Origin of the sequence: Saccharothrix variisporea, assembly GCF_003634995.1 — a bacterium.
GTDB classification, from domain to species: domain Bacteria; phylum Actinomycetota; class Actinomycetes; order Mycobacteriales; family Pseudonocardiaceae; genus Actinosynnema; species Actinosynnema variisporeum.
Genome location: NZ_RBXR01000001.1, coordinates 439,543 through 462,398, shown reverse-complemented (window position 1 = coordinate 462,398; position 22,856 = coordinate 439,543). Strand labels below are relative to the sequence as shown.

20 protein-coding genes are annotated in these 22,856 nt (G+C 70.0%); 6 read left to right on the top strand and 14 right to left on the bottom strand.

Going from position 1 to position 22,856, the window contains the following annotated elements; all coding sequences use genetic code 11:
* The first annotated feature begins 91 nt into the window (after positions 1-91).
* Positions 92-448 carry a bleomycin resistance protein gene (locus DFJ66_RS02030; RefSeq protein WP_121217382.1) on the top strand — a complete coding sequence of 119 codons (357 nt, stop codon included), beginning with the start codon at positions 92-94 and terminating at the stop codon, positions 446-448.
* Here the strand turns inward: DFJ66_RS02030 and DFJ66_RS02025 are convergent.
* The 4 genes from DFJ66_RS02025 to DFJ66_RS02010 all read right to left on the bottom strand — a co-directional run bounded on the left by DFJ66_RS02025 (position 432) and on the right by DFJ66_RS02010 (position 4,402).
* Positions 432-941, bottom strand: coding sequence for a hypothetical protein (locus tag DFJ66_RS02025; RefSeq protein ID WP_246029528.1), 510 nt, complete (start codon positions 939-941; stop codon positions 432-434). The genes DFJ66_RS02030 and DFJ66_RS02025 overlap by 17 nt on opposite strands.
* A gap of 172 nt (positions 942-1,113) precedes the next feature.
* Positions 1,114-2,367 carry a WXG100 family type VII secretion target gene (locus tag DFJ66_RS02020; RefSeq protein ID WP_147459151.1) on the bottom strand — a complete coding sequence of 418 codons (1,254 nt, stop codon included), beginning with the start codon at positions 2,365-2,367 and terminating at the stop codon, positions 1,114-1,116.
* Positions 2,368-2,468: 101 nt separating this feature from the next.
* Complete coding sequence (locus DFJ66_RS02015; protein WP_121217378.1) at positions 2,469-4,070, bottom strand: SulP family inorganic anion transporter; 1,602 nt, start codon at positions 4,068-4,070, stop codon at positions 2,469-2,471.
* Positions 4,067-4,402, bottom strand: a complete 336-nt coding sequence (locus tag DFJ66_RS02010) for an ArsR/SmtB family transcription factor (protein WP_121217376.1) — start codon at positions 4,400-4,402, stop codon at positions 4,067-4,069. Before DFJ66_RS02010 ends, DFJ66_RS02015 begins: the two co-directional genes overlap by 4 nt.
* Positions 4,403-4,591: 189 nt before the next feature.
* On the opposite strand from DFJ66_RS02010, the gene DFJ66_RS02005 reads away from it, so the two are divergent.
* Both DFJ66_RS02005 and DFJ66_RS02000 read left to right on the top strand, forming a co-directional pair.
* Entirely contained in the window at positions 4,592-5,245 is a 654-nt protein-coding gene (locus DFJ66_RS02005; protein ID WP_397556355.1) for a response regulator transcription factor, read from the top strand.
* A 29-nt stretch (positions 5,246-5,274) separates the two neighbouring features.
* Positions 5,275-5,838: an isochorismatase family protein gene (locus DFJ66_RS02000; RefSeq protein ID WP_121217372.1), complete on the top strand. Its 564-nt coding sequence runs from the start codon at positions 5,275-5,277 to the stop codon at positions 5,836-5,838.
* Between the two features lie 10 nt (positions 5,839-5,848).
* Here the strand turns inward: DFJ66_RS02000 and DFJ66_RS01995 are convergent, their stop codons facing one another.
* The 4 genes from DFJ66_RS01995 to DFJ66_RS01980 form a co-directional block, all read right to left on the bottom strand.
* Positions 5,849-7,543: an HAL/PAL/TAL family ammonia-lyase gene (locus DFJ66_RS01995; protein ID WP_121230511.1), complete on the bottom strand. Its 1,695-nt coding sequence runs from the start codon at positions 7,541-7,543 to the stop codon at positions 5,849-5,851.
* Positions 7,544-7,703: 160 nt separating this feature from the next.
* Positions 7,704-9,002, bottom strand: coding sequence for an ArsB/NhaD family transporter (locus tag DFJ66_RS01990; RefSeq protein WP_121217370.1), 1,299 nt, complete (start codon positions 9,000-9,002; stop codon positions 7,704-7,706).
* Positions 8,999-9,466 carry a CBS domain-containing protein gene (locus tag DFJ66_RS01985; protein ID WP_121230509.1) on the bottom strand — a complete coding sequence of 156 codons (468 nt, stop codon included), beginning with the start codon at positions 9,464-9,466 and terminating at the stop codon, positions 8,999-9,001. The genes DFJ66_RS01990 and DFJ66_RS01985 overlap by 4 nt, the downstream gene beginning before the upstream one ends.
* Before the next feature lie 160 nt (positions 9,467-9,626).
* The gene (locus tag DFJ66_RS01980) at positions 9,627-11,120 is read right to left on the bottom strand and encodes a cellulase family glycosylhydrolase (RefSeq protein ID WP_121217368.1); all 1,494 of its coding nucleotides are present in this window, start codon (positions 11,118-11,120) and stop codon (positions 9,627-9,629) included.
* A gap of 324 nt (positions 11,121-11,444) precedes the next feature.
* Here DFJ66_RS01980 and DFJ66_RS01975 point away from each other — a divergent pair, with 324 nt between their 5' ends.
* Both DFJ66_RS01975 and DFJ66_RS01970 read left to right on the top strand, forming a co-directional pair.
* Positions 11,445-12,842 carry a family 43 glycosylhydrolase gene (locus tag DFJ66_RS01975; RefSeq protein WP_170199080.1) on the top strand — a complete coding sequence of 466 codons (1,398 nt, stop codon included), beginning with the start codon at positions 11,445-11,447 and terminating at the stop codon, positions 12,840-12,842.
* Positions 12,843-12,860: 18 nt separating this feature from the next.
* A complete protein-coding gene (locus DFJ66_RS01970; protein WP_121217364.1) occupies positions 12,861-14,312 on the top strand; it encodes a glycoside hydrolase family 43 protein in 1,452 nt (483 codons plus the stop codon).
* 69 nt (positions 14,313-14,381) lie between these two features.
* Here DFJ66_RS01970 and DFJ66_RS01965 read toward each other — a convergent pair whose 3' ends face one another.
* Complete coding sequence (locus tag DFJ66_RS01965; protein ID WP_121217362.1) at positions 14,382-14,723, bottom strand: L-rhamnose mutarotase; 342 nt, start codon at positions 14,721-14,723, stop codon at positions 14,382-14,384.
* Positions 14,724-14,789: 66 nt separating this feature from the next.
* Here DFJ66_RS01965 and DFJ66_RS01960 point away from each other — a divergent pair, with 66 nt between their 5' ends.
* On the top strand, positions 14,790-16,181 hold the full coding sequence (locus DFJ66_RS01960; RefSeq protein WP_121217360.1) for a leucine-rich repeat protein: 1,392 nt from the start codon (positions 14,790-14,792) through the stop codon (positions 16,179-16,181).
* Between the two features lie 121 nt (positions 16,182-16,302).
* Here DFJ66_RS01960 and DFJ66_RS01955 read toward each other — a convergent pair whose 3' ends face one another.
* The 5 genes from DFJ66_RS01955 to DFJ66_RS01930 all read right to left on the bottom strand — a co-directional run bounded on the left by DFJ66_RS01955 (position 16,303) and on the right by DFJ66_RS01930 (position 22,763).
* Positions 16,303-17,781 carry a non-reducing end alpha-L-arabinofuranosidase family hydrolase gene (locus tag DFJ66_RS01955; protein WP_121217358.1) on the bottom strand — a complete coding sequence of 493 codons (1,479 nt, stop codon included), beginning with the start codon at positions 17,779-17,781 and terminating at the stop codon, positions 16,303-16,305.
* A 472-nt stretch (positions 17,782-18,253) separates the two neighbouring features.
* On the bottom strand, positions 18,254-19,579 hold the full coding sequence (locus DFJ66_RS43285) for a carboxypeptidase-like regulatory domain-containing protein (RefSeq protein WP_211350929.1): 1,326 nt from the start codon (positions 19,577-19,579) through the stop codon (positions 18,254-18,256).
* 125 nt (positions 19,580-19,704) lie between these two features.
* The gene (locus tag DFJ66_RS01940) at positions 19,705-20,589 is read right to left on the bottom strand and encodes a carbohydrate ABC transporter permease (protein ID WP_121217356.1); all 885 of its coding nucleotides are present in this window, start codon (positions 20,587-20,589) and stop codon (positions 19,705-19,707) included.
* Between the two features lie 15 nt (positions 20,590-20,604).
* Entirely contained in the window at positions 20,605-21,525 is a 921-nt protein-coding gene (locus DFJ66_RS01935; protein ID WP_121217354.1) for a carbohydrate ABC transporter permease, read from the bottom strand.
* Entirely contained in the window at positions 21,522-22,763 is a 1,242-nt protein-coding gene (locus DFJ66_RS01930) for an ABC transporter substrate-binding protein (protein ID WP_121217352.1), read from the bottom strand. The genes DFJ66_RS01935 and DFJ66_RS01930 overlap by 4 nt, the downstream gene beginning before the upstream one ends.
* Positions 22,764-22,856: the final 93 nt, after the last annotated feature.

Genomic DNA, 22,856 nt, shown 5'->3' with positions numbered 1-22,856 from the left:
TTTCGCCGTTCAGACGACGAGACCGCAGCTCAACAGCCAGCACTCTACCCAAGATCAGCGATCTTGAGCCAAAGTCGGGTAAGGTGACGGAATGGTCATGCGGGTGGCGGTTCCCGTGCTGCCGTGCCGAGATGTGCAGGCAGCGCGGTCGTACTTCACGGACGTGCTCGGATTCGACACCATATTCACCTGGGAGACCCCACCTAGCTACGCGGCCGTGATCCGCGACACCGCCGAGTTCCACCTGTACGCCGAAAGCAGCGTCGGCCCGGCCAGGGTGACGGTTATCGTCGACGACGTCGATTCCTGCCACGACGAGCTGCGCGCCCGCGGCGCCGACATCGTCGAGCCACTGGCTGACCGGCCCTACGGGATGCGCGACTTCAACGTACGGACACCCGATGGGCACTTGTTGGTTTTCAGCCAGCCGCTTACCGAGAACGGGTGACCATCAGCGGGCCAGCCGGAAGAATGACCGGACCTCGTCGACGAACAACGCCGGCTGCTCGAACGTCGCGAAGTGGCCGCCCTTGCCGGGCTCGTTCCAGTACCGGATGTTCGGGAACCGGCGCTCCGCCCACCGCCGACCCGGAGATCCATTCGTTGACCTGCCGGAGGCTTTCCCGGTACAGCCGGGCGGATGAGGCACCGGAGCCGGGCAGCCAGTAGAGCATCAGGTTGTCGAGCAGCTCATCCCGGGTACTAACCCGATGCAGGTCGCCACCGGAGTCGGTCCACGACCAGAACTTCTCGACGATCCAGGCGCAGAGGGCGGCCGGCGAGTCGACCAGCCCGTAGCCGACCGTCTGCGGCCGGGTCGACTGCTGCGCCGAGTATCCGGAGCCCCATTCGTCCGCCTCCCGCAGTGTCGCGAGCGCCGCCCGCTCGGCACCGGTGAGGTCGTCCAACGTGGCCGGATCGGGCGGTGCGAGCGGCGGCATGAGATGGATGCCGGCGACCCGATCGGGTTGCCCAAGATCAGCGATCTTGAGCCAAGTCAGGGAACACGTGCCAGGCGGCAGGCTGCCATCAGCCGCTGGAACCCGAGCCGGAGCGGGGCTTCAGGGCTACGGGATCGGACCTCGAACCACAAGCCCGGTTCCGACGACGGGATCACAGTTTCCCGAACGTCGCCGCGAGGCTGCCGAACGACTGCCTGACCTGGGTTTCCGTGGCGTTGTAGGTGTCGTAGGCGTCTTGAAGGCCTTGGTGGAGGCGCTTGAGCCCGTCGATGAAGGCCTGGTACGTGTCGGTGACGCGCTGGTACGCCCCGACGAACGCGTCGGAGAAGTCCTTGCCGGTGTGGAAGAACGCGCCGGACCCACCCTGCCCGCCGAGCAACGGGTAGCCCGAAGTCACGCCACTGGCTCCGATGTGCAGGTCTCGGGCGTTCTGCTCGAAGTAGGCGATGGACGACGCCGTGGTGGCGACCAGGGTGCCCAGCACGCCCAAGTCCACCTCGAACCCGTCGGACACGGTCGCGGGAGGTGACGGCACGGGCACCGGGCCCATGTTCAGCAGGGTGGTCTCGACCTCCGTTCGCAGGCGTTCGGTGAGCGCCCTGATCTGCGCCTTCGCCTTGTCGCACACGTCGTTGGCGGCGGTGAGGTAGGCCTTCGCGATGTCCAGCAGGTCGTCGCCCCCGACCGATTGGCCCGCTTGGGTGCCCGCGTCGCTGATCGCCTTGCCGAGGACGGCGCTGAAGATGCGCTCCTCGGTGGGTTTCAGCGGCAGCTTGTCGAAGATGAAGCCGACGAGCAGGTCGAGGACCACGATGACGTAGTCGAGCGGAAAGCTCGACGAGTAGTAGTAGTTCTCCAGCGCGTCGTAGAACTGTCCGACGATCTTGTCGACGTCCTTGCGGGCCTCACGGATCACACCCGCGTAGGCGACCAGGCAGTTGCCGAGTTGACCGATCGCTTTCTGGTGCTCCGGGTAGAAGTTCTGGAAATCCTTGCGGTACTGGTGGACGCTGTCGGCCGTCGCGCCCTTCCAGGTGTTCTGCGCCCGTTCCAGGTCGGCGTTCAGGTCGTTGAAGACGAACTGGCTGATCCGATCGTCGGTCCGGTTGTTGTCGTTCTTGTACCGGGCGCTCTCCAGGATGTGGTGGACGCTCTCCATCAGGGCGATGTCCTGACCGCTCAGCACGTCCAGCGGGTGGAGGTAGTCCTCGGTCGTGATACCGAAGTAGTACGGGTTCCCGTGTTCCATGTCCAGGTAGCGGTCGTACCCGGGGTACATCGGGCCTTCGAGCTGGATGTAGAGCCGGTGCAGCCAGGCGATCATGTACTGCGCGTTGCCGAAATCGCCGTTCAGGTGCCGGATCAGCGGATGATCGGGATTCGGCGCTATCCGACCAGGTGGCATGGAATGGTCCCCTCCCCCGCGGTGACGTGGCCCGGCCAGAGCGTATCGACTCGGACGTGCGGGCGAGCGCGCTATCAGGCAATCGGCCGACATCAGCCAGTTCACGGCAGGAGGTTGCGTTCCTCCAGCAGGGCGCGGGCGTGGTCGATGGCGTCCGGGGTGTGGTCGAACGCCCGTACGTCCAGCGTGCCCAACGCCCGCCGGTGTTCCTCGCGCACGCCCGACATCAGGACCGTGATCCCCCGGTGTTCCAAGCGGCGCACGGCATCGCGCAGCACGTGCACGCCCGTGGCGTCGATCGCCGACACCCGGGACATCCGCAGGACCACCACCGACACCGGGGCGATCTCGGTCAGCTCCAGCAGGAACCGGTGGGCCGCGGCGAACAGCAGCGGACCGTCCAGGCGGTAAGCCACGATGTGCTCGGCCAGCAGCGCCCGTTCCTCCGCCCGGTGGTCGCCCGGCTCCAGCGGCACCTCCTCCAGCCGGGCCGTGCGCGACACCGCGCGCAACGCGAACACCCCCGCCAGCACCAGGCCGACGATCACGGCGGTCACGAGGTCCAGCGCGAGCGTCGCCACCGCCGTCAACACCAGCACGGCCGCATCCGAGCGGCCCGAGCGCACCAACGCCCGCACCGAACCGACCTCGACCATCCGGACCGCCGTGGCCAGCAGGACACCGGCCAGCACCGCCAGCGGAACCCGCGACACCCAGGGCGCGGCGACCAGCACGATCAGCAGCAACACCACCGCGTGGGTCAACGCCGCCAGCCGCGAGGTCGCGCCGGAACGGACGTTGACCGCCGTGCGCGCGATGGCCGCCGTGGCGGGCACCCCGCCGAACAGCGGCACCACCAGGTTCGCCAACCCCTGCCCGAACAGCTCGCGATCCGGGTCGTGCCGCTGGTTGACGCTCATCCCGTCCGCCACCGCCGCCGACAGCAGGCTCTCCAACGCCGCCAACGCGGCCACCGCCACCGCCGAGGGCAGCAGCGACCACACCGCACCCAGGTCCAGGAACGCCAGCGAAGGCGCGGGCAGCGACGCCGGGAGGTCCCCGATCCGCGCGACCGGGAGCCACTGCGCGGCCAGCGTGCCCACGACCACCGCGGGCAACGAGAACGGCACCCCCGGCCGCCACCGCGCGCCCACCAGCACCACCACCGCGACCCCGCCGGCCAGCGCGACCGCCTCCCACCGCGGCGCCGCCACGAACTCGGCCACGGCCGCCACGACCGCCCCCACCACGTGGTCCTCCTCGGGCGCAGGCACACCCAGCGCGGCCGGGACCTGCTGCAACGCGATCACCGCGGCGATGCCGATCGTGAAGCCCTCCACCACCGGCACCGGCACGTACCGCATGTAACGCCCGGCCCGTGCCACCGCGAGCACCACCAGCAGCACCCCGGCGAGCAGCCCGACCGTGAGCACCCCGTCCACGCCGTACCGGGCCACGATCGGCACCAGCACCACCGTCATGGCACCAGTCGGCCCGGACACCTGGAGGCTGGAACCCCCGAACACCGCCGCCAACGCACCCGCCACCACCGCGGTGACCAGGCCGGATGCCGCACCCAGCCCCGAGGCGACCCCGAACCCCAGCGCCAGCGGCAACGCCACCACCGCCACCGTCACCCCGGCCACCAGGTCGCGCCGCGTCGCACCGACCCAGTCCGCCCGGACCGGCAGGAACGCCGTCACGCCCGCTCCTCGGCGCGCAACATCGCCAGCAGCTCGTTCTGCCCGTCGAGCAGCCCGGTCAGCACCTTCCGCGCGACCCGCAGCAACTCGCCGACGTCGTCGCTGGTCAGGGCGTAGACGACGGTCGTGCCGTCCCGGTTGGCCCGCACCACCCCCGACCGGCGCAGCACCGCGAGCTGCGCGGAGAGGCTGGACGCCTCGATCCCGATGTCGGCCAGCAGGTCGCGCACCGGCTTGGGTCCGTCCTGGAGCAGCTCCAGCACCCGGATCCGCACGGGGTGCCCGAGGATCCGGAAGAACTCGGCCTTGGCCTCGTGCAGCGGGAGGGGCACGCCCCACCTCCGGGGAGTTGCAGAGTTGAAAACTTCTTCAACTGTACAACGGCCGACTGCGCCGTCGTTCGACCCGCTCGATCGTGGTAATCGCCGCTCGCACGCCGTGACCGGCACCAGGGACCTTCTACCCTGTTCGGCGGCGCGTCCGGCCGGGAGGGTCAGGTCCGTGCGGCGGAGGTGGGCAGGGTGAAGGTGTTCTTGGTCGACGACCACGAGGTCGTCCGGGTCGGGGTCAGGGAGCTGCTCAACAGCGCCGACGACCTGGAGGTGGTCGGCGAGGCCGGCTCGGTCGCCGAAGCGCTGGCCCGCGTCCCCGGCAGCGGCGCGGACGTCGCCGTCCTGGACGTGCGGCTACCCGATGGCAACGGCATCGAACTGTGCCGGGAACTGCGCTCCCGCCTGCCCGACCTCAACTGCCTGATGCTCACCTCGTTCACCGACGACGAGGCCCTGTTCGACGCCATCATGGCCGGCGCCTCGGGCTTCGTCCTCAAGCGCATCCTCGGCAACGACCTGGTCAACGCCGTCCGCACCGTCGCCTCCGGCGGCTCCCTCCTGGACGCCCGCTCCACCACCGCCCTGCTCAACCGCATCCGGCGGGAACGCGAAGAGGGCGACCCCGTGCGGATGCTCACCGAGCAGGAGCGCACCGTCCTCGACCTCATCGGCCAGGGCCTGACCAACCGGCAGATCGCGGAGAAGATGTTCCTCGCGGAGAAGACGGTCAAGAACTACGTCTCCCACCTGCTCGCCAAACTCGGCCTCGAACGCCGCACCCAAGCCGCCGTCATGGCCACCAAGCTCCGCAAACCCCACCCGGCCGGCTCGGAAGAGGGCTGAACACCTCGACGACCCTAGGCTGGGGTGGCATGAGGGCCGCGTTGGTGGTTGTCGATGTGCAAGAGATGTTGGTGCCGTTGGTCTGGCGTGGTGAGGAGTTGGTCGAGCGGATCGCGGTGCTGGTGCGGCGTGCCCGGGACCACGGGGTGCCTGTGGTGGCGTTGCGGCAGGTGGGGCCGGCCGGTTCGGCGTTCGACCCCGCTTCCCCCGGTACGCGGCTCAGTCCCGGGCTCGGGCTCGGGCCGTCAGACGTCGTGATCCACAAGACCGCGACGGACGCCTTCTACGGCACCGATCTCGCCGCGCGGCTCGCCGAGTCCACAGTGGACACCATCGTCCTGGCCGGTCTGGCGACCGACTACTGCGTCGACGCGACCGCCCGCTCGACTCTCAGCCACGGACTGGACGTCGTGCTGGTCGGTGACGCCCACTCGCCCGCCGTCGAGGGCGACCCGGCTGCCGGTCTCACCGCCGAGCAGGTCATCGCCCACCACAACCGGGTCCTCGGCACGGCGATCCACCCGGGTGGCACGCTCCGGGTGGTCCCGGCCGCGGACGTGACGTTCGGCGGTGCGCCGAGCGGTGGTCGGTGAGGACTGCGGCTCAGGCCGCGCACCGGTTCTCGCCGGGTGTGGTGGCGGCGCGGACCTCGCGGCTGATCTCCGCGCCGCGCACGAGGTCCGTGGTCTTCTCCAGGTCGGGGGTCTGGTAGCGGTCGTCGTCCAGGCGGGGCACGTGGCGGCGGACCAGGTCGTGGATGCGGCGGGTGCCCGCGCCGAGGGGCAGGCCGGCCATCTTCTCGCTGATGAGGTCGATGCCCTGGGCCGCCATGAGGAGTTGGACGGCCAGGACGGTGTCGAGGCGGTCCAGGTTGTCGTGCAGCGCCCGCACGGACGCCATGGCCATGGTGTTGTGGTCCTCCTGGCCGAACTTCGCCGGCCTCGACAGCGTGCCCGCCGGGGTGGCGAGCCGCTGCATCTCCGGCACCAGGGCGACGGCGACGGTCTGGACCTGCACCAGGCCCGAGTTCAGCCCGACCTCGCCGCCCGCGAGGTTCGCGGGCAGGTGGTAGCTCCACTTGTCGGCCAGCAGCCGCGCGGACAGCTCCTGCGACAGCACGCCCAGGTCGGCGACCTGCGCGTTGAGCGAGTCGATCTCGTGGCCGAGCAGGGCCGCGTCCCAGTTGCCGCCCATCACGAACTCGTGGCCGCCGCCGGGCTTGGGGAAGACCAGCGGGTTGGACGTGGAGGCGTTGGCCTCGCGCTCGACGTGACCCCGGGCGTCGGCCAGCCGCTGCCGGAAGGCGCCGGTGATGTGCGGGGTGGCGCGCACGGACACCGCGTCCTGCACGCGGGGGTGGTCCTCGCCCAGCCGCTTGCGCCCCTCGTCGGTCATCCACCCGGTGCCGCAGACCAGGGCCCGGACCGTCGCCGCCGCCCGCTCCTCGGCGGGGATGCGCCGCTCCTCGTGGGTGCGGGCGTCGAACGCGCCCTGCTCGGCCCTCGTCGCCTCCAGGAACAGCGCGAAGGCACCGTCGAAGGTGTCGGCCAGGCGTTCGGCCCGCACGACCGCGTCGACGTAACGCGCGGTGAGCACGCTGCTGCCGCTGATCAGCGGCAACGCCTCCCCCTGCGCCAGGGTGAACTCCACCGGCAGGCCGGCCTCGGCCAGCACCTCGGGCGCCGGGGCCTCCCGACCTCGGAAGCGGGCCGGCGCGGGTTCGCCGGTGAGCACCAGGCCGGCGGCGGCCATGGGTTGCAGGTCGCCGGTGCCCAGGGAGCCGATCTCGGGCATCCGCGGCGTGACCCCGGCCTGCACCAGCGCCAGGATCCGGTCCACGAACTCCGGCCGCACGCCCATCGTGCCGCGCGCCATCGTGTTGGCCCGCAGCACCAGCGCCAGCCGCGCCACCCGGTCCGGCAGCGCCGGACCGACCCCGGCCGCGTGCGACCGCAGCACGCGGCGCTGGAACTCCACGCGGTCGGCCTCGGCCAGCGGCTGGTCCTTCAGCGGGCCCAGCGCCTGGTTCCAGCCGTACACCCGCTGCCCGCCGGCGAGCGCGTCCAGGGCACCGCCGCGGGCGTCGGCCATCTTCTGCCGCGCTTTGAGGTCCAGCCGGACGCTCACCCGGTCCGCCTCCAGCACCTCGACCATCCGGTCCCAGGTCAGCGAGTCGCCGTCGAGCACCAGGTCCACCGCGCCGCGCTCGGCCCCGGCGAGCGGCGACACCGCACCCGTGCTCACCACCACGATCGCGGCGGCGACGAGCACCACCGACAGCCGCCTCCGGTACGTCATCGTCGTCTCCACGGGTCGGTGCACCGGTCCCCAGGCCCGCCCATCGTGGCACCGCGGCGGCGAGGCGTCCTCTGTGGACCGTGGGTGTCACCGACCGGGCTCCCCTTTCCACCGGATCAGGGAACCGAGCCGCACAGTGCGTGGTCGACGGCGTGCCGGCTCACCCGACCACGAAGTAGCGCAGCCACAGGTAGGGCGCGGCCAGCAGGACCGACAGGCCCGCGACCACCAGGCCGTAACGGGTGAAGGTCCAGAAGCTGATGGGTGTGCCGTTGCGCGCCGCCAAGCCCAGGGCGACGACGTTGGCGCTCGCGCCCACCGCCGTCGCGTTGCCGCCCAGGTCCGCGCCCAGCGCCAGCGACCACCACAGCGCCTCGGACTGGGCCGTGCCACCCTGCGCCGATACCAGGTCGCCCACGATCGGGGACATCGTCGCCACGTACGGGATGTTGTCCACCACGGCCGACAGCACCGCCGAGATCCCCAGCAGCCCGAGCACCGCCACCAGGGGCTGACCGCCGACCGCGCCGGCCAGCGCGTGGGACACCTCGCCGATCACCCCGGTCTCGACCAGCGCGCCGACCATGACGAACAGGCCCATGAAGAAGACCAAGGTCTCCCACTCGACGTCGGCGATGGCCTCCTCGGTGGTCACCTTCGAGATCAGCACCAGCAGGCCCGCGCCCAGTAGCGCCACCACCGACGGCTCCACGTGCAGCGCGCTGTGCAGGGTGAACCCGGCCAGCACCAGCGCGAGCACGGCCAGGCTCTGCCACAGCAGCGTCCGGTTGCGGATCGCTTCCCGCTCCGATAGCGCCATGACCTCGGCGACGCGCTTCTCGTCGTAGCGGAAGGCGTCGCGGAACAGCCACCGGCACACGACCACGAACACCACCATCAGCACCACGATGAACGGTGCCAGGTGAACGAGGAAGTCGTTGAAGGAGAACCCGGCGCGGCTGGCGATGATGATGTTGGGCGGGTCGCCGATCAGGGTCGCGGTGCCGCCGATGTTGGACGCCATGACTTCGGCGATCAGGAACGGGATCGGGTTGAGCCCGAGCCGGTCGCACACCAGGAAGGTCACCGGCGCGATCAGCAGCACCGTGGTGACGTTGTCCAACGCGGCCGATGCCGTCGCGGTGATCACCACGAACACGACCAGCATCGCGTAGGGCCTGCCGCGAGCGCGCTTGGCCGCCGCGATGGCCAGGTACTCGAACAGGCCGGTCTGCTTGAGCACCCCGACGATGACCATCATGCCCAGCAGCAGGAACACCACGTTCCAGTCGATGCCGGCGTCGAGGGAGTGGAACGCGGTCTCACCGTCGGTCAGGCGGAGGGCGAGCATGAGCGCGGCGCCACCGAGGGCGGCGGCGACGCGGTGGACCCGCTCGGTGGCGATCAGGACGTACGCCCCGACGAACACCACCACCGCCAAGACCTGGCCGAGCGTCATGCGGGCGACTCCGAGGCGTTCAGGATGACCTCCAACAGGTGCGACGCGGTGACGACGCCGTGGATGCGGTCGTGGTCGGCGACCACGATCAGCGGCGTGTGCAGGCGGGCCATCGTCGCGGCGCACTCCAGCACCGTCGCGTCACCGGTCACCATCGGCAACTCGTACCGCTTCTCCTTGGGCGGCAGGACTTCCCCGACCGACCGGTCCGACAGCTTGCGCACGCAGACGTCTGCGCCACCCTGCTCGTCGTAGACCCGGGCCAGCGACGGGTCCTCCTGCACGTACCCGGGCACGCTGAACCGCAGCACCTGGGACGCGGGCAGCACGGTCACCGGCTTGCGGTCGTCGTCCACCACGACCACGCCGGGACGGCGTTGCTCGGCTATGAGACGCGCGACGTCCAACGCGTTGTCGCTCAGCTTCACGAGCGGGTAGTCCTCGGCGAGATCACGGGCACGCATGGTCGACACCCCCGGAACGAGTCGTTGTGGCCTCGGTCATAGCTTGCGCTGACATCGGCCTGTTGTCAGTGCCACGCACACGGTTCGTCGTGGTCGCGCTCGTGCACGAGAGCCGCCCCCGCCGGGTCGTCGGCAGGGGCGGCTCTAGTGGGTCGTCAGGTTAGCGAGTGGCGTAGGGGTCTTGGGTGAGGAGGTGGGCTTTGTAGCCCTCGCCGATGCCGGGTTCGGGGGTGCCGGCCCAGTCCTTGATCAGTACCGCGCCGGACGTGCAGCCCCACGGGGTCCACGTCCACGCGAGGTAGCTGATGTGGTGGGCGTCGGCCCAGTCCGCCAGCCGCCCCATGTAGTCGAAACCGCAGTTGTCCTGGCCGAACTCGCCGAGCACGACCGGGACCTGCTGGGCCAGCGGGGCGACCTGGGTGTCCCAACACGACTCGGTGGCACAGGCGTTGAAGCTGTAGGCGTGCCAGGACGCGGCCAGGTTGTTGCGCGGGTCGGTCGGCTTGTACGCCAGCCACTCCCGCATGTCGTTCGCCCACTCCAACCCGCCCAACAGCAGCACGTTGGTCGCACCGGTCGCGCGCACCGCGTCGACCAGGTCCTGCATCCCGGCCGTCTCGTAGGGCAGACCGGTACACGTGCCGCCGTCACGCCAGCACTGCCAGCCCAGAGTCTTGTTCCAGTCCGCGGCCATCTCCGGGTACGGCTCGTTGAACAGGTCGAACACGACGGCGTCGTTGCCCTTGAACACACTCGCCACGCCCGCCCAGAACTGCGGGGCGTACTTCGCGTCCGGCATCGGCTTCTGGCACACCGCGTGCTCGTCCTTGCAATGCCAATCCGGACTGTTGGTGTACGCACCCCACGTCCAGTGCAGGTCCAGAATCGGACTGATCCCGTTGCGCACCAACAGATCCACGTAATCCTTCACGGCCTGCTGGTACGCGGCCCCGCCGGGCGAGCCGTTGACACCCAGCCAACACTCCTCGTTCAACGGGATCCGCACCGCGTGGATGTTCCACGTCTTCATCGCATCCACCGACGCCTGATCCACCGGACCGCCGTCCCACATCCCCTTGCCCTGCACACAGGCGAACTCACTGCTGGACCGGCTCACCCCGAGCAACCGGTACGGCTCACCGTCCGCGGTCACCAGCTTGTTGCCGGAGACGTGCAGCTTCGGCGCCGGTTCGTCCCCCGGCGGGGTGGTCGTCGTGGTGGTCGTGGTGGTCGTGGTCGGGACGGTGCCGTTGCACGTGGTGCCGTTGAGGGAGAACGACGTGGGCACCGGGTTGGCGTCACGCCACGAGCCGACGAACCCGATCGTCGTGGACGCGCCCGTCCCCAGCGACCCGTTCCAGCCCAGGCTCGCCGCCGACACCCGTGTGCCGGACTGCGTCCACGTGGCACTCCACCCCTGACCGACCTTCTGGTCGGTCTTCGGGAAGTCGAACGCCGCCGTCCAGCTCGACACCGGGTCGCCGAGGTTCGTGATCGCCACGGACGCGGTGAAGCCGCCCTGCCACTGGCTCTGCACCGCGTAGGTGATCGAGCAGCCGGAGGCCGCCGAGGCGGGAAGGGCCGTCATCCCGATGCCGGCCAGAGCCAGCGCGCCGGCGGCCCCCACGGCGAGCACTGCCTGACGATGTCGCATCTGCACTCCTCGCGCGTTGTGTCGAAACGGTTCGACAACCACCCGGGAGGCTATTGACCAGGACTTGGCGAATGCAATGAGAATGCGCTGTCGAATCGTTTCGACGGATCCTGCTCGTTTCGGCCGCATCGACTACGTCGGCCGCACGGGGCGTTGACGCCCGAGTCGCCGTCGTGGTGTCATGGTGCCCGCTCGAAAGTTAGCGCTAACAATTTCGCTGGCCCTGCGTCAGCCGCACCAAGTGAGATTGACTGGGGGCGGCGACGAAGTGAGATGTTAGCGCTAACCAGCACTTGCCCCGCTCAACGGAGAACGGAGCACGTCATGAACCGACGGGCACGGCTGCTCGCGGTGTCCTCCCTCGTCCTGGCCTCGACCGTCACCCTGCCCGCCCTCCCGGCGTCCGCCGCCACCCTGCCCACGGGAGCCCGGTCGCTGGAAGCGGTGAACTACCCCGGCCGGTTCGTCCGCCACGCCGACTACCTGGGCCGGCTCGACGCCGTGACCTCGGGCAGTTCGGCGCAGACCAAGTCCGACGCCACCTTCACCATCGTCAACGGCCTGGCGTCGCCCGCCTGCTACTCCTTCCAAGCGGCCAACGGGATGTTCCTGCGGCACTACGACTTCCGCATCCGCCTGGAGGCCAACGCCGGCACGCCGACCTTCCGCGAGGACGCGACCTTCTGCCCCGTGGACGGGTCGGTGGCGGGCTCGGTGTCGCTGGTGCCGGTCAACTACCCCGACCGGCGGTTGCGGCACCGGAACTTCGAGCTGTGGGTGGACAAGTTCGAGGACACCGCGGGGTTCCGCGCGGACAGCTCGTTCCGGCTGACCACGCCGTGGACGCCGAAGACCACCAAGGGACCGGTGATCCCCGGCCTGTTCGCCGACCCGCACATCGCCTACTTCAACGGCCGGTACTACCTGTACCCGACCACGGACGGCTACGCGAGTTGGTCCGCCCCCTACTACAAGGCGTTCTCCTCGACCGACCTGGTGAACTGGACCGACCACGGCGTCATCCTCGACCACGGACCGGACGTGTCCTGGGCGGACAACTCGGCGTGGGCACCGGCGGTGGTGGCCAGGAACGGCCGCTACTACCTGTACTTCAGCGGCGGCGCGGCCTCGGGGGACACCCGCAAGCACCTCGGCGTCGCCGTGTCCGACTCCCCCACCGGGCCGTTCCGCGACGCCCTGGGCGCACCGCTGGTCCGGGGTGGCACCTACCCGGGGCAGGCCATCGACCCGATGGTGTTCACCGACGACGACGGGCGGTCCTACCTGTACTGGGGCAACGGCGCGGCGTACGTGGTGCCGTTGAACGCCGACATGGTGTCCTTCGACCCCGCGGCCGTCCGCACCATCACCACCACCGGGTTCCGTGAGGCGTCCTTCGTGCTCAAGCGCAACGGCACCTACTACTTCATGTGGTCGGAGAACGACACCCGCGACGAGAACTACCAAGTCGCTTACGCCACCGGTCCCTCGCCGCTCGGCCCGTGGACCAAACGCGGTGTCGTGCTGCAGAAGCGCCTGGAGCTGGGCATCAAGGGCACCGGCCACCACTCCGTCGTCCAAGTGCCAGGTACGGACACCTGGTACATCGCCTACCACCGCTTCGCCGTGCCCGGCGGCAACGGCACCAACCGCGAGGTCACCGTCGACCGCATGGTCTTCAACGCCGACGGCACCATCGCCCCGATCGTCCCCACCCTGTAACCGCCAGGAAGGAAGACCGTGCAACGAACACTGTCGCGCGCGGGTGCGACCCTGCTCACGGCGTTGCTGCTGCTCACCGCCCACGTCCTGGTCGCCGTGGACCGGGCGTCGGCCGCCGACCCCTTCACCGGCTACCTGATGGCGCACTTCACCGGCGAGACCGCCATCGGCGAGCAGCTCTACTTCGCGCACAGCAAGGACGGCCTCCACTGGACCGACCTGAACGACGGCGCTCCGGTGCTGCTGTCCACTGTGGGCACGAAGGGCGTGCGCGACCCCGCGATCGTCCGCTCCCCCAGCGGTGACCGGTACTGGATCATCGCCACCGACCTGCGCATCGCCAGCGGCACGTCGTGGAGCGACGCCGCCAACCGCGGCAGCACCTCACTGGTCGCCTGGGAGTCCAGGGACCTGGTGAACTGGTCCGCGCCGCGCCTGATCAACGTGGCCGGGGCGATCTCGGGCGCGGGTGACGCGTGGGCGCCCGAGGCGATCTACGACCCGGCGAGCGGCGACTACGTCGTCTACTGGGCGACGAACGCGACCCTCAACGGCGTCAAGAAGCACCGGATCTACTACGTGCGGACGCGGGACTTCGTCTCGTTCACCGCCCCGCAGCTCTACATCGACCGACCGGGCAGCCAGGGCATCATCGACACCCAGATCGTCGAGTCGCCCACCAGCGTCGGCGGCTTCCGCTACTACCGGGCCTCCGCCGACGGGCAGATCACCATCGAGGGCAGCAACAGCGTGCTGGGCGCGTGGACGCGGATCGGCGACCTGTCCCACATGGGCATCTCCAACGGCGCCACCGGCGGCAACGTCGTCGAGGGTCCGATGTGGATGCCGTTCAACGGCCGCACCGAGTGGGCGCTGTGGCTGGACCAGTTCGCGACCGGCCGCGGGTACATGCCGATCACGTCCACGAACCTGGGCAGCACCGCCAACTTCCGCACGGTGTCGGACTACTCCCTGGGCACCAACCGCAAGCGCCACGGCGGCATCATGAGCCTGACCGCCGCCGAGGAGAGCCGCGTCCTGGGCAAGTACGGCGTGTCCCGGCCGATCAACCGCCTCCAGTCCTTCAACTTCCCGGACCGGTTCGTCCGGCACGCCAACTTCGACGTGCGCATCGACGCGGGCGTGACCCCGGTCCAGGACTCGCAGTTCCGGATCACGCCCGGCCTGGCCGACGCGTCGGCGGTGTCGATCCAGTCCGTCAACTACCCCGGCTACTACCTGCGGCACATCAACTACGACTTCGTGCTCGCGCCCTACGACGGGAGTGCGCAGTTCGCGGCGGACGCGACCTTCCGCCAGGTGCCGGGGCTGGCGTCGTCGTCGTGGACCTCGTTCCAGTCCTACAACCACCCCGACCACTACATCCGCCACTACGCCTACCAGCTCAGGCTCGACCCGATCACGACCTCGGTCGCTCGCAGCGACGCCACCTTCGCGGTGACCAGCTGACCGCACGCGGGGAGGGGTGAGCGCCACGGTGCCCCCCTCCCCGCGCTCGGCGTTGTCAGGCCGGGGTCGTCAGGCGGGGTCGTCCAGGTGCCAGACCTCCTGCATGGGCGCCCACCAGTGGCCGGAGCCGGCCGGGGCCAGCGACTCCTGGCACGGGTCGGTGAAGGTCCACCAGCGCTGGGTCTCCGGGTCGGCGGCGATGCGGGCTTGGTCGGCGTCGTGGTCGTCGCCGATGTACTCGTAGTAACCGAACAGCAGGTCGCCGTGCAGGAAGATGGAGAAGTTCCGGACGTTGGCGTCCAGCAGCGTCTTCTCGACAGCGGGCCACACGGCCGAGTGCAACCTCAGGTATTCCTCGCGGCGCTCCGGGCGCAACCGGATCACCATGCCGTAGCGCTGGGGGCGTTTCATGCGGTTCTCCTCGGGCGAAGTCGGCCTTGTTGACGCGATCACTCAATGTTAGCGTTCACATCCGCTATGCAGCGAAAAACCCTCCTCGTCATCGGAACCGTGCTGGCCGTCGCGGCGACCGGAGCGGTCGTCCTGGCCTCGGGCGACGACTCCTCCCCGCCGCCCGCCGCCGTGGTCGCCCCGACCTCCGACTCCCCTGTGACGACCACAAGCGTCACACCCACGACTACGACCACCACGTCCACGACCACGCCGCCACGCGAGGACCCTACCGCCGATCCCGGGCCCGACCCGGTCTTCGCCACCGACCCCGACCTGAGCCGCGTCGACGGCTACAGCTACCGGCCGAGCAAGCCCGGCGACCACCGACTGCCCGGGGGAACCGCGGCGTTCCAGTACGACGTCACCACCAACGCCCTCAAAGCCCGCCTGGCCGAGCGCACACCGGAACTCGCCCAGGCGACCGGGATCGCGCTGTACCTCACCGGCGGCACGGCGCTGTCCGACGCCGACCTCGCCGCCCTCCAGAACGTCCACCGCGACCTCGGCCTGTCCAAGCTCACCCGGCTCCACGTCTACAACCTGCGCAGCATCCAGGGTGGACGGGAGTGCACCCCCGACTCCGGACTGCCGTGCGCGGGGCAGCAAGCGCGGGGCGGGAAGTCGCCGTACCTGTGGCACAACGGCTGGTGGGACACGTGGGTCGAGCAGCTCGTCCTCGACGACCTGGACACCGTGCCCGATGGCGCGTTCAGCAACCACAACTTCAGCGAGGTGAGCCTGCGCGGCGCCCGGTCGATCGGCGTCATGGCGTTCGGCCACGCCCCCTACGCCAAGCTCGGCGTCCTCTACCTGCCCAGCGCCACCACCATCGCCCACGACGCCTTCCGCCGCAACCAGTACTTGGCCAAGGTGAACCTGCCCAACGCCACCCAGGTCGACGACTTCGCGTTCGACGACGCCTCCCGCCTCCGGTACTTCACCGCACCCCACCTGCGCCGGCTCGGCCGCAACGCGCTCAACGACAGCCACGAGCTGGTCGCGGTCAACCTGCCCGAGCTGGAGTACCTGGGCATCAACTGCTTCGACCTGAACCACCAGCTCGTCACCCTGCGCTTGCCCGCTCTCACCGAGATGGACAAGAACGCGGTCACCGGCTTCGCGAACCTGCGCCTGCTGCACGCACCCCGCCTGACCACGGTCTGGCACAACGCCATCACCAACAACCCGAACCTGACCACAGTGGTCATCCCGAGCGTCACCCGACTCGGCCCGGGCGCGCTCCGCGGCAACCCGTCACTCACCGCGGTCTACTTGGGACCCACACCACCGAGGCAGGACGCCGACGTCTTCACCGAGAGCCCGAAGGCCACGATCTACCACACCGGCGACCCGGCGACGTGGGCGAGCTTCACGCCATCGGGCAACCCGGGACTCGCGGTCCGCCCCCAGCCCTGACCCGCTCGGCACGAATCCGCCGACGACCGGCAGGGATCCGGTGGGCGGTGGAACGCGCCGGGGGCGGGCCCGGCATCGCGCCGAGCCCGCCCGTTGCGGCTGGTGTACCGGATCCGCCTGGTCAGCGTTGCAGGGTCAGCACGCCCGGCCGGTAAGGCAGCAGGCCGTAGTCGATGCCGTCGGACTTGGGGTCACGCCCCTGGTAGAGGAACTGCAGGTTGCACGGGTCGATGGTCTTGGTCTGGTCGGGGTTGGTGCGCACGATGTCGCCGTGGCTGATGTCGTTGGTCCAGGTCGCGCCGCTGTTGGCCTTGCCCGCGAACGGGTTGGTCACGGTGTCGGCCTGCGGGGTCCACGTGCCGTTCAGGCTGGTGGCGGTGAAGGAGCGGAAGTAGCGCCCGCTCGAGCTCTGCGCCTCGACCAGCATCAGGTACTGGTTCTGGTCCTTGACCTTGTAGACCTCGACGGCCTCGAACAGCCGCTCCGGCGTGTCGCTCATGATCTTCGTGTAGCTGGAGCCGAAGTTGCCCGGGAAGTTCCCGAGGGGCATGCTCGCGCGGTAGATGTTGCCCAGGTCGTCGGCGAAGAACAGGTACATGTTCGTGCCGTCGGCGATGAGCGTCTGGTCGAGGGGCGCGCCCTGCGGGAGGGTGCCCGTGAACAGCGTCTGCTGCGCGGACCAGCTGTTGGGGTTGGTGGGGTCGGTCGAGGTGCGGTAGGAGAAGGTGTCCGGCCAGCCCCACTGGTAGGCGAGCACCCAGATGTTCTTCGGGGCGAAGTACAGCAGCGTCGGCGCGACGGCGTTGAACGGCATCGCGTTCTGGGTGGCGGTGGCCATGTCGGACCAGTTCGTGAAGGGGCTGAAGCTGGTCGACTTCCAGGCGTCCCCGGTGTCGTGGGTCGTGGCGTAGACGACGTTCTTGCCGTTGTGGACGACGGAGGTGAAGTCCTTCAGCGACACCCAGCCGGACTTCGGGCTCGCCAGGGGGCCGGTCGAGGTCCAGCGGTAGGTCGACGGCAGCGAGCACGTGGTGCTGCCCCCGCCGACCGGGACCAGTTGCCACTGCTGGTTGCTGCCGTTCCAGTCGCTCCACTGCACCACGCGGGCGCCGTCGGCGGTCGAGCCGCCCTGCACCTCGACGGCCTTGCCGCTGCTGCGGTTGATCAGCCGGACGTAACCGCTGTCGGAGTCGGCCAGGCGGAACTGCTGGTTGGCGCCGCTCCAGTCGGTCCACTGCACCACGGCGGCACCGTCCGCGGTCGAAGCTCCCTGCACCTCGACGACCTTGCCGGAGTGCCGTGCGCGCAGCTTGTAGTAGCCGCCGCCCGCGTCCACGAACTGGAACTGCTGGTTGGTGGCGTTGGAACGGCTCCACTGGATGAGCGCGGCACCGTCGCTTGTGGACGCACCGCTGACGTCGAGCGCCTTGCCGCTGTTGCGGTTCACCAGCACGTACCAGGCCGTGGTGTCCACTGTGGCCGCCGACGCCGGCACCTGGGCCACCGTGAGCACCCCGCCGGCAACCACCGCGACCGCCGCGGCGGCCACCCCGGACCGCCAGCGCCGCCACCTCGCGGCGCGCGCAAACCCGACCGACATAGCACCGTTCCTTTCAGGACGCCTTGTTAGCGCTAACAATCTGCACAAGGCAATCCGGGCACGATTGGGGAGATATTGGGGATGGTGGAACCGCCGGCGGTGCGCGCGAACGCGCCGAGCGAACTGTGAACGATAACAACCAGCGGCGTCAAGATGTTACGGGCAGGTTTTCTCCACCAAGCCCCCAGCTGAGACGCTGGACCACGGTCGAGGTCGCGGTCGGGGCCGGGTCGAGGCGGGGCCGCGGTTGGGGCCGGGGTGCGGCCGCGGTTGGGGCCGGGGCCGGGGCTGCGGTCGGGGTCGCGGTCGGGGCCGGGGGTGCGGTCGGCGCCGGGTCGGGGCGGTGGCCGCGGTTGGCGCCAGGGCCGCGGCCGGGGCTGCGGTCGGGGCCGGGGTTGGGGTCGCGGTCGCGGTCGGAGCCGGGGTAGGGGCCCCGCTTCCCAGGGCCCCTCCAGGACGTGCGAGCGAACGGTCAGGTGGTGCGGCGGCGGGTCGTGAAGACGGCGGCCGCGCCGAGGGCCAGGGCGAGCAGTCCGCCCAGCGCGAGCCAGACCACGTCCCGGCCGGTGGTGGCCAACTCGGGGCTCTCCGGGCCGGTGGCCGGTGGCTCGGGGTCAGCCGGTGGCTCGGGGTCCGCGGGTGGGTAGCCCGGGTCGGGTTGGTCGGGGCCGGGGAGGACCAGGACCAGGTGCGACGTCACCGCCGGGTCCTCGCTCGCCCGGACGCGGAACTGGGCGCCCACGGTGATCCGCCACGGCCCGACGACGCCGAAGTGGTACAGACCGGCCGGGACGTCGGTGAACTCGAAGTGCCCCGCGTCGTCGGTGGTCGCACGCTCCACGAGCGCGCCGCTGATCTGGTCGCGCAGGTACACGACCGCGTTCGGCACCGGCCAGCGCGCCTCCGGCTTGAGGTTCCCGGTCGGGTACGTGGCCAGTCTTCCGACCACCCTCGGCGCCCGCGCACCGACCACGCCCAGCAACGCGGCCTGGGTGACGCTTCCGTTGGCGACCTCGCGCGAGAAGATGCTCAGCTGGACGCGGAGGAAGCCGTTGTCCGCCATCGTCGCGTCGATCGGGACCGGGATCGTGAACACCCGCGTCTCCCCGGCGGGCAGCGCGGTGCCGGCGGCCAGCTCACCGAGGTCCAGCTGCGGCGAGCCGCCTTCGGTGGAGTAGCTCGCGGCGATACCCGACAGGGTCGGGCCGCTGTTGGTGAGGCTGACCGTCAACTGAGCCGTGTCGCCCTGCTGGTGGTTGGCGCGGTCGAAGGAGACGGCGAGGGTGACGGTGCTCGACAACTGGCGGAGGCCGCGAACGAGCACGTCCGGTGTGCTGCCCTCCCCCACCTGGGCGGAGGCGGGGACGTAGAACCAGTTGTCGTCGTTGGTCGTGCTCACCGTGTACGGGCCGCTCGACAGGTCCCGGAAAGCGAAGCGGCCTTGAGCGTCGCTCCTCGTCTGGTAGGTCTCGTACGGGGTGCCGCCGTTCGCGAACACATCGGTGTCCGGCAACGCCTCGCCCGCGTCGACCACCCCGTCCAGGTCGGCGTCGCGGTAGACGGTGCCGGTGAGGTCGCCGCGCACGGTCGGTTCCGTCGGCGTGGCGGCCCCCGTCGGCTCCGTCGGCGTGGCGGCCCCCGTCGGCTCCGTCGGCGTCGTGGCTCCAGTCGGTTCCGTCGTTGTGTTCTGCACCGACGGTGTGGTCGGTTCCGCTGTCGCGGTAGCTGCGCCGGTCGGTGGGCTCGCGCCCAGTGCCAGCATCGCCGCCACGGCTCCCACCAGCCATAATCGCGCCATCGTCGCCTCCTCCACCAGGCCGCGGACAGGCGCCGCGGCACCGCCCAGCCTCCACCCGGCGCAGCGGGGGTGACAGGAGCAGAAGACGTCGACCACCAGGGCCGAACGGCCCCGGGAACAGCCGGTCAGCCTTTGAGCGCTCCCTGCATGATCCCGCCCACGATCTGGCGGCCGAACAGGAGGAACATCGCGAGCACCGGGACCGTGCCGATGGTCGCCGCCGTCAGCACGAGGGTGTAGTCGGTCGTGTAGCCGCTGGCCAGAGTGGACAGGGCGGTCTGCACGGTCGGGTTCTCCGGCACGAGCACGACCAGCGGCCAGAAGAAGTCGTTCCACGCCTGCATGAACGTGAACAACCCCAGCACGGCCGCGGCTGGCCGGGCGGCGGGCAGGACCACGTGCCAGTACAGGCGCAGGGAGCTGCACCCGTCCATGCGGCCGGCTTCCAGCAGCTCGTCGGGCACCGCGCGCTCGAAGTACTGCCGCATGAAGAACACGCCGAACGCCGTCACCAGGCCCGGCACGATGACCGCGGGCAGCTCGCCGGCCCACCCCAGGTCGCTCATCATCATGTACAGCGGGATGACGCCCAGTTCGGTGGGGATGGCCTGGGTGGCGATCACCACCAGCAGCAGGGCGTTGCGGCCCCGGAAGCGCAGCTTGGCGAAGGCGAAACCGGCCAGGGTGGAGAAGAAGACCACCGACAGCGTGATGGTGCCCGACACCACCAGCGAGTTGACCAGCGCCAGGCCGAACTCGGTGGTGTCGAAGACCCTGGCGATGTTGGCGAACAGGTGGCCGCCGGGCACCAGCACCGGCGGCACCTGGTCCACCTTGTCGGCGGTCTGCGAGGACACGACGAGCGACCAGTACACCGGGAACGCCGACCCGGCGAGCACCGCGACGAGCGCCGCGTAGGTCCACGGTCCGGGCAGCGGCACGGCCCGCCGCCGACGCCGGTGCTTGACCGGCGGCGCGACGTCGGACGGGCGGTCCAGCAAGGTGGTCATGGCTCCACAGCCCCTTCAGTCCGTCCGGATGCGGCGTGCCGCGAGGTAGCTCAGGCCGGTGACGAGCACGGTCGCGATGACCAGCAGCCACGCGATCGCCGAGGCGTAGCCGAAGTCGTACTTGGCGAAGCCCTGCTCGTAGAGGTAGAGCGCGGCGGTCTGGAACTGCCGGTCCGAGCCGCCCGTGGCCGCCGCCGTGCCCGGGTTGAACAGCAGCGGCTCGGCCAGCAGCCGCATGTTGCCGGTGGTGGCGATGACCGTGGAGAAGATGATCTGCGGGCGCAGCATCGGCACGGTGATCCGCCAGAACTGCTGCCACTGGCTCGCGCCGTCCAGCCGGGCCGCCTCGTACACCGAGGTCGGCACGGCCTGCATGGACGCCAGGAAGATCAGCGCGTGGTAGCCGGTCCACCGCCACACCACCATCGCCGCGATGGCGGTGTGCGAACTGGCCGTGCCCGCCTGCCAGTCGACCCGGCCCGCCCCGAACAGCTCCAGCACCCAGTTCACCAGGCCGAAGTCGCGGCCGAACAGCTGGGCGAAGATGATCGTCACCGCCGCCACGGAGGTGATGTTGGGCAGCAGCACGCCCATCCGGAACACCGTGCGGGTGCGGATGCGCCGGTTGAGCAGCTGCGCGATGCCCAGCGCGAACAGGATCTGCGGCACGGTGGTGAGCAGCCACAGGCTCAGCGTGTTGCCCATGGCGTTCCAGAAGTACGGGTCCTCGGTGAGCAGCCGGACGTAGTTGTCCAGCCCGACCCAGGTCGCCGCGTCGCCGGCGAGCAGGTCGCGGTCCTGCAGCGAGACCCACGCCGTGTACAGGAGGGGGAACAGGCCGAACGCCGCGAACAGCAGGAAGTACGGCGCGATGTAGGCGTAGGGCGCGTACCTGGTGTCCCACCGGTGGCGGCGTTCGCGCCAGTCCCCGCTCATCCGGCGAGCCGCCCGGCGTCGCCGACGAACTGCGCCCACGACTCGTCGGCGCTCTGCTTGCCCTGCTCGACGCGCTGCATGGCGTTGCCCAGCTCGGTCTGGATGTCACCGGCCTTGGGCCCCTGGTACTGCGGCCGCAGGTTGCGCGCGGCCTCGATGAACACCTTGCCCACCGGGGCGTTGTTGAAGAACTCCGACGTCAGCTGGTTGATCGACTGCTCGCCGTAGACCTTCGGCGTGGACGGCAGCAGGCCCGCGGTGGCGAACACCTTGGCCTGCTGTTCGGGCGCGGTGAGCCACTTGGCCAGCTCGTGCGCCTTCTCCACGTTCTTGCCCTGCTTGGGCACGGTGAGGTACGAGCCGCCCCAGTTGCCGCCGCCGCCCGGCACCAGGGCGAGGTCCCACAGGCCCTTGGTGTCCGGCGCCTGGTCCTTGATCTTGGCCATCTGCCAGGCGGGGCAGGCCATCGTGGCGAACTGGCCCTGCTTGATGCCGGTGTTCCACTGCGGGGTGCTGAACAGCAGGCCCGCGGACAGGCCGTCGGCGACGGCGGCGGTGACCAGGTTCCACCCCTTGCGCAGGTCGGCGTTCTCCCCCACGACGATCCGGTCGGACGGGTCGTAGTACCCGACCGGCGCCTGGCCGACGATGGCGTTGAGCACCGTGGGACCGCCGTCGAAGAACTTCACGCCCTGCGGCGCGGAGGCCTGGAACCGCCTGCCGGTCTCGAAGAACTTCTCCCACGTCGGCCACGACGCGCTCACCGCGTCGCGTTCGGCGGGCAGGCCGGCCTTCTCGAACAGGTCGCGCCGGTAGCAGATCGCCAGGCCGCCGACGTCGGTCCCGTAACCGATCTGGGTGCCGTTCTTGGCCAGCGAGGCCTCCCACTTCCACGCCAGCCACTGGTCCTTGAGCCCCTGGTCGAGCGCGACGAACTTGTCGGGGTTCTGCTTGAACTGGTTGATGTAGCCGGTGTCGACGGCCTCGATGTCGGCCGCGCCGTTGTTGGTGGCCAGGTGCGCGGCGAGGTTCTTGTGGTGGTCGGAGTAGGAGGCGGTCCGGTCGGTGATGTCGATGTCGGGGTGGGCGCGTTCGTACTCCTCGAACAGCTGCTGGTACCCGAAGTTGCCGAACAACCCGATGGTGATCCTGGTCTTGCCGTCGCCCACGCCACCGCAGCCCGCGACCAGGCTCGCCACCAGCAGACCGGCACCGACCAGTGGCCCGGTTCGTCTCATTTTCCGGCCCCTTCCGTATTTGGGCACGCCGGAGACCCACTGCGAACGCGGGGCTTTCCGACGAATGCGACCGGATCCGCTCCGGCCGGGGTT